Source organism: Paraburkholderia sp. RL18-101-BIB-B, from assembly GCF_046026985.1.
Taxonomy (GTDB): Bacteria; Pseudomonadota; Gammaproteobacteria; order Burkholderiales; family Burkholderiaceae; genus Paraburkholderia.
In genome coordinates, this window is record NZ_JARESV010000109.1 from 1 (window position 1) to 6,485 (window position 6,485).

Annotated in this window: 6 protein-coding genes and 2 pseudogenes; 3 read left to right on the top strand and 5 right to left on the bottom strand. The window is 61.1% G+C overall.

Features of this window, described 5'->3' with window-relative positions:
- Window positions 1-188 (bottom strand): hypothetical protein (locus P0D73_RS45680; protein WP_408436263.1); only part of this gene is annotated, 188 nt, incomplete at its 3' end.
- Between the two features lie 49 nt (window positions 189-237).
- On the bottom strand, window positions 238-342 hold the full coding sequence (locus P0D73_RS47070; RefSeq protein ID WP_459252581.1) for a beta-sandwich lipoprotein: 105 nt from the start codon (window positions 340-342) through the stop codon (window positions 238-240).
- A gap of 19 nt (window positions 343-361) precedes the next feature.
- On the opposite strand from P0D73_RS47070, the gene P0D73_RS47075 reads away from it, so the two are divergent.
- Complete coding sequence (locus P0D73_RS47075; RefSeq protein ID WP_459252582.1) at window positions 362-718, top strand: hypothetical protein; 357 nt, start codon at window positions 362-364, stop codon at window positions 716-718.
- On the opposite strand, the pseudogene P0D73_RS45690 reads toward P0D73_RS47075, so the two are convergent.
- Window positions 664-1,335: pseudogene (locus P0D73_RS45690) on the bottom strand (Tn3 family transposase); the annotation flags it as partial. The gene P0D73_RS47075 and the pseudogene P0D73_RS45690 sit on opposite strands and share 55 nt — an antisense overlap.
- A gap of 5 nt (window positions 1,336-1,340) precedes the next feature.
- Between P0D73_RS45690 and P0D73_RS45695 the strand changes: the two are divergent.
- Window positions 1,341-1,780: pseudogene (locus P0D73_RS45695) on the top strand (NUDIX domain-containing protein); the annotation flags it as partial.
- A gap of 127 nt (window positions 1,781-1,907) precedes the next feature.
- Here P0D73_RS45695 and P0D73_RS45700 read toward each other — a convergent pair.
- Window positions 1,908-2,819 (bottom strand): MurR/RpiR family transcriptional regulator, encoded by a 912-nt coding sequence (locus P0D73_RS45700; protein WP_408183299.1) that lies wholly within the window; start codon window positions 2,817-2,819, stop codon window positions 1,908-1,910.
- A 268-nt stretch (window positions 2,820-3,087) separates the two neighbouring features.
- A complete protein-coding gene (locus P0D73_RS45705) occupies window positions 3,088-5,238 on the bottom strand; it encodes a phosphocholine-specific phospholipase C (protein WP_408436268.1) in 2,151 nt (716 codons plus the stop codon).
- A gap of 880 nt (window positions 5,239-6,118) precedes the next feature.
- Here P0D73_RS45705 and P0D73_RS45710 point away from each other — a divergent pair.
- Window positions 6,119-6,418 carry a PhnE/PtxC family ABC transporter permease gene (locus P0D73_RS45710; protein WP_408436271.1) on the top strand — a complete coding sequence of 100 codons (300 nt, stop codon included), beginning with the start codon at window positions 6,119-6,121 and terminating at the stop codon, window positions 6,416-6,418.
- Window positions 6,419-6,485: the final 67 nt, after the last annotated feature.

Genomic DNA, 6,485 nt, shown 5'->3' on the forward strand with positions numbered 1-6,485 from the left:
CTCTCCGGAGCACTGTGAGCGCGACCTTCGCTGTTCGCGATGAACTCTTTCAGGGCCGCCACCATGTCTTCACGCTCAGCGTTGCTGATGTAGTTCATTCGGCCGCGGTCGCCGTTGAACGGGAACACGAAAATGGCGAAGCCATAGCTCTTGAAAATGTTGGCCATCACCGAGGCGACGTCGTTCATGAACTTGCGGTGCTGCAGGTCGATTTCTCGATGGTCACTCATGTTTTCTTCACTTAACCGAGATATCAGGGACGATGACCGAGGACTTGAAAATCACCTTGTAGTGATATGTGCTCACGTCCGCCCCATCGATCTGCTCGACGAAATAGGTCACGTTGTCGGACAGTCGAGGAATGCTTTTTGAAGCTGGCAGGGCCGGTTTTGCACGTCATGGAAACTTCGCGAGTTTTATCGGCATTGCCGATGGAACACAAATCTTCGATGCTCAGCATGTAGTCGCCGACCGCGCGGTGAGCGCATGGTCGCGGGTGACCAGCAAACCCGCACCATGCACCTGCTGTTCGCGTCCACGCTTCGTCTCGGCGCCCGGCTTCGGCGACGAGACGCGCGTTGTCCAGGTTCAACTGCGTGATCTCGTTCTTCCAGACGATGGCTCCAGTATCGCTGTTCATCGTCACTCCTTTGCAGACCCGCTTTACGATCCGGTGATGCGTCGCCAAGCCGCCGCATCCAGTAACATGTCGCGATAATGCTCGACCGGAAAGCTCAACGTTCCGCGGAAATTGACATGCGCGAAGTGCGCCGGCCCCAGCCGCCGCAACCAGTCGTCGTCAATCCCCTGTCCTTTGCGTTGCCAGTCATCAAGCGTGGTCTGCATGCGCTGCGTATTCCACGCAATCACCAGGTTGGTCAACAACGTCAGCGAGCCGGATATTGCAATCATTTCGTCGCGGCGCCGTCCGCGCTCAGGCGCGATCTAGCCGGTGTAGATCGCACGCTGCAGCTGATGAACCGATTCGCCGCGGTTAAGCAACGTATGCATTTCGCGCCGAAACTCCACGTTGCTGAAGTAATCGCACAGGAATAGCGTGCGCAGAAGCCTGCCAAGGTGGTCCGCCGCCCGGTACACGGGGTCACCCTGCGCCGCGCTACCGAACCGCTGCAAAGCGACATTTGCGCTCACGCGTCCCGAGTGAATCGCCGCGACGAGGCGCAGCAGTTCCTCCCAGCCATCACGAATCGCCTTGATGGATATCTCGTAGGCAAGGACCGATGCCAACCCGTCCGGAGCGGCCACTCGTCGCGGCAAACACAGTTTCCGTTCCGAGAGCTTGCGCAGCCGCGGGCAGAGATCGAAACCGAGCACCGGCTATGCTTATCCACTCTGTCTGGCGCATGGTGCTTCGCCTCGGATTCCCGTTCGCTCGCGCCTGGTGGTACCTACGACGGCCTCGCCATGAGGGCGCGCGAGTACCAATCTACGTCGGGCGGGCACTGTTGCTTGTGAAGTTATCGTACCGGGCCGAATGGAATTTTCCCGGCGGTAGTGTCCGGGCCGGTGAGACGCCTGATGCAGCGGCGCGGCGGGAAATGGAGGAGGAGATTGGTCTGTCGTCGCACACGTTACTCCCCGCGGGCAGTGCCTGCGGCATTTGGGACGGGCGAAGAGACCGGGTGCATTTCTATGAACTGCACCTCGATTGCATCCGGAGCTGCGACTTGATAATCGTGAGATTATCGCCGCACATCTGGCATCGCCGGAGGAATTGCACGGCATCGCGCTGACAGGGGCGCTGGCTGCGTATCTCGGTGTTAGTTGGCCCTTTTCCTTTCGGGACATCTCGACGGATTCTGGTGTCGGGAAAGCAGCCGGTCGGTCCCCGCCCTCCCTAGCCGAGCTGTTCGAACTGGAGCCTGTGGCGACGCGGCCCGTGGCCGTCAATATCGCTTGAGCGACAGCACGTCGAACGTATGACGGATCGTTTCCACCGATTTCTCGTAGTCCGATAGCGCGAGGCACGCAATCAGCACATCGATGATCGCCAGTTGTGCGAGACGGCTCGTCATGGCTTCCGTGCGAAATCTGGTCTCGCGCGCCATGGTGAACAGCACGATATCGGCAAAGGCCTGAATCGGCGAACGCCCGAAGTTCGTGAGGCAGATGGTGCGTGCGCCAGCTTCCTTGGCAAGGCGCGTTGCCATCACCGTTTCGTGCGTGCTGCCCGAGTGGGAGATGGTGAGCGTCGCCACGCTGGGGTCGCAAAGCGACGCGCTGATGACCTGGATGTGCGGGTCGATCACCGCGCGTACGTCCAGCCCGATACGCAGCATGCGGTAGTGCGCATCTTCGGCGATCGACGCCGCGCTGCCTACCCCGTAGATTTCAATGCGGCGGGCGTTACGGATCACCTCGACCGCCCGCTCGAGCTCGTCCACGTCAAGCGTAGACTGCGTTTCATGCAGGGTCTGCACGTTCGAGCTGAAGATCTTCGAAATTACCGCCGCCGTGTTGTCGCTGGGCTCGAGATCTTCATGGATCAACTGCACCGGGCGCACGATTTCCTGCGCCAACACGATCTTGAGCTGCTGAAAGCCGGTGGCGCCGATCGCCTTGCAGAGGCCCACTACGCTGCCTTCGCTCGCACCCACACGCTCGGCGACCTCGCTGACCGACATGTGCACCACTTCCTGCGCGTGCTGGCGGACGAAGTCTGCGATGCGCTGGCTGGTGGCGCCGAAGGTCGGATAAAGCTGCTCGATGCGCGACAGGATCGCCGACACCGAACTCGGCTGGGCCGGCGCCCCGGCCGCGGCCTTGGCACTCGCCGCGCCCTTCTTTGCGGGTTTCATCAAAGCTCCTGTGAAAGAATCCGTCGAGCCGCTGGCACACCGCGCGAGGCGCGGCTCGGGCCGCCCAGTGCGCGATCGCAACCGTGCCCAACAAGGTAGCCGCAAGGATAGCGTGACTGCCGGGCGTGATGAAAGCGGTAAGTATCAAAAGGCGAGGCAAAATCGATTAACCCGTCGCAGTGTTAACGGCCAGTCGAATGATGTTTGCGATGTCCACGACCAGCCGACCGGCGGAAGCCGGATGCCGCCTCCGCCGGCCGGAGCCCGTCTAGCTCAAGTGAAGCGCCATAGCCGGATCGCTAACAGTCGGCTTGCCCGTTTCGATACGACCCGAGAAGCGGCGCACGAAGTTGTCGCCCGTTACCGTGAGGTCGTACCAGTTGCCGCTGCCCGAGAGATCCCAGTGCAGCATGCCGACATCGCCGGCAGAAACATTCATCTGCCAGGGGCCATCGGTGCGGTAGGCGTTGGACTGCACCGTCACCGTGCCGGGCGCGGTACCGGTGTTGTGCAACTTCACGTAGACCTGACCGGCGTCCGTGTCGTAGCAGACCTGCACTTCCGGCATGAAGGTCCCGGTACTGGCGGCCACTGCGTTGCCCGCGAAGGTACGGAGGAAGCCGTTCGGGCCGTAGACCCAGAGTTCATATTTGCCGAGGTCGGTCTTTAGCGTGTCGTCCCAGTAGTCCTCAAGCGTCTTGCCGGCTTCGACCGTGTATCGGCGCGGGATGCGGTCCAGGTGATTCTTGTCGTACACATGGAACACTGCTCCTTGCTTACCTGTATTGCTGAACATCAGCTTGACGAGACCGGGACCTTCGATCCGTGCGCTGGTATGCAGTTCATAGGGCAGCGCGCGCGAAAAGCGCGTGCCCGGCTCCTGGAACAGCGGCTGCGGCGTGGCCGGCGGCGCTGCGATGGGCAGGGAGGCCTGGGCGGCAAGCACGGCCTGGTAGTTGCTCGTATCCGGCAGTTTGGGAACGACCGGATCGTTCGGCGAAACAAAGTCGAAACACGAGGTCAGGTCGCCGCAGACCGCGCGGTGCCACGGACTGACCGCGTCGACAGTGATACCGAAGCGCTTCTCGAGAAACAGGCTCATCGACGTGTGGTCGAAAACCTGCGAGTTGACCCAGCCGCCCTTGCTCCACGGCGAGATGACGTACATCGGCACGCGCGCGCTGAGACCCCACGGCCGCACGTTGCCGCTGATGGTGTCCTTGGCGTTCAGGTACTTTCTCGCCGGATCGGAGAAGTACTCGCCGTCCAGCGGTAACGTGGCCTTGCCTGCCAGTGTGCCGTCCAGGTTGTACGACGGTGGCGCTGGCGGCGCCACATGGTCGAACAGGCCGTCGTTCTCGTCGTAGGTCAGGAAGAATGCGGTCTGGGCCCAGACGTCTGGATTGGCGGTGACCGCGTCGAGCAGTTCGGCCGTGAAGTTCGCACCGATCGCTGGATTGCTGTTGCCGGAGTGTTCCGAGTTGGCTGCCGTGCACAAGATCCACGACACTTCGGGCAACGTGTTGCTCATCACATCGTTTTTCAGGTCCGCAATCGAGTAGTCCGTCATGCCCTTCACGTACAGCGGATCGCCGGGCTTGGCGGTGCGGAAGTCTTGGAAAGCCAGGCCGCCGTGCATGGCGCCGGTCCAGTTGTCGTTGGTGTCCTGGTAGATTTTCCAGCTCACGCCGGCGTTCTCGAGCACCGACGGCAGGGAAAGCCAGGTGAGTGCGTTGTCCGCATACGTATAGCCCGGCGTCGGCATGGTGCCGGTGATCCAGCAACGATCGTTGTTGGGTTCCGAGGTTCGGTCGTCGCTGTTGATGCCCATTTTCGCCAGCTTCGGGTCGAAGCCCGAGCCGGAGAAGAAAACCACGCGGTTCGGGTCCGTGCCGCTCGTGGTCGAGCAGAAGTGGTTATCACAGATCGTGAACGCTTCGGCCAGCGCGAAATGGAACGGAATGTCGTTGCGGGCAAGATAGCCCATCGTGTACGGCGTCTTGTAAGCCGGCCAATGGCCTGACTTGCCCTGATTCCAGGCCGCCTGCATGTCGGAGAAGCTGTGCGGCGTGCTGGGCGATTGCAGTGCCTTAACTTTGGTCATATCCATGTGATACGGCGGAATCTCGTTGCCGCTTGCGTCCTGCTGGTACCACACGTCCTTGCCGCTCTCGAGTGGAATCGGCAAGCGGTCGCCGTAGCCGCGTACGCCCTTCAGCGTGCCGAAGTAATGATCGAAGCCACGGTTTTCCAGCATCAGGATGACGATGTGCTTGATGTCCTTGATGGTGCCGGTGTCTACCGCAGCTTGAACGGAAAGTGCGCGGGCGATACTGGGCGGCAGCATGCCCAGCGCGAGGGCGGCGCCTGCCGACTTGGCGGCACCGGTAAGGAAACTGCGTCGATCGAGTTTTTTCATGGTCTTGGCTACGTAGGGGTTGAGCGCGGGGCGGTGCTTCGCGGCGTCAGGGCGCGCAACTCAGCTTGGTGCTGGGCGGAGCGGAGGACGGCTGAGCGCCGGAAGCGGCGTTGGCGGCGCCTGGCGTGTTTGTCGAAGACCCGCCGCAGGCGGTTAGCGACAGGCTCAGAACGATGCAGGCCGCTACGGCACGGCCATACAACAGGAATTGGGTCATTGGCGGGATCTCATGGGCTGATAGACAATTAGTACAACTGATTGCAGGGACAGTTGACCGATCTGCGCGATGATCTGGTCTAGTCCGAACACGGCGCTAAAGCCTTGGCAGTAGCGGGTACCGGCACAGAGAATAAAAATTGCATGTGTCAGCAGAATGAAGATATTTCATTTTCTATCAATAATCTGTCTGAATAAACTTCATTCCGTCTCTGTCATTTCGGGCTCTGCTACGACCCGCTGGCCGCGGGGCTAATCTCCCAGGCGCTCCACCTACTGCCGTGATTCTCACATCTGGAAAACCGGCCAAACGGCTCGACCAGCGTCTGCACGCGGTAGCTCGTGGTCTTCATCGTCAGGGTCGCCGGGTCCATCCGTTGCCCGTCGACGTATCTGTGGCAAGTGATCGGCAAGATGTTCGAGACGCGCGAGATCGGGCTTTGGGCGACGTTGCTGGCGATCCTGAGCGCCCGCAACTACACGCTGCACCGGCCGTCGTATGTGGCCGTGCGGGCGCTCGTCAGCATGATGCGCGCGATGCCCGAACTCATCAGCGCACTGTTCCTGGTACTCGCCTACGGCTTCGGCCCGACCCCCGGTGTGCTTGCGCTCGCGTTGCACTCGGCCGGCTTTCTCGGCAAATTCTATGCGGAAGACATCGAGAATGCGGACGGCAAGCCGCAGGACGCGTTGCGGGCGATCGGCGCGGGGCCCGCTGAAGGTGCTGCGCTTCGCGGTGCTGCCTCAGGTGCTGCCGCAGTACGTCGCCTACACGCTGTATGTGCTCGATTGCAATGTGCGGATGCCGACCGTGGTCGGCCTGGTCGGCGCGGGCGGCATCGGGCAGGAACTCAAGGGCCGCTTCGACATGTTCCAGTACGATCGGGTCGGTACGATCCTGCTGATGATTTTTATCACCGTGTTCGTTCTGGATCAAGTTGCTGCATGCCTGCGTCGGGCATAGACCTGATGGTTTTGTCGCAGTAAGGCTCGCGGAGGAAGTGACCGATATGCAAAGTACTGCTTATTTT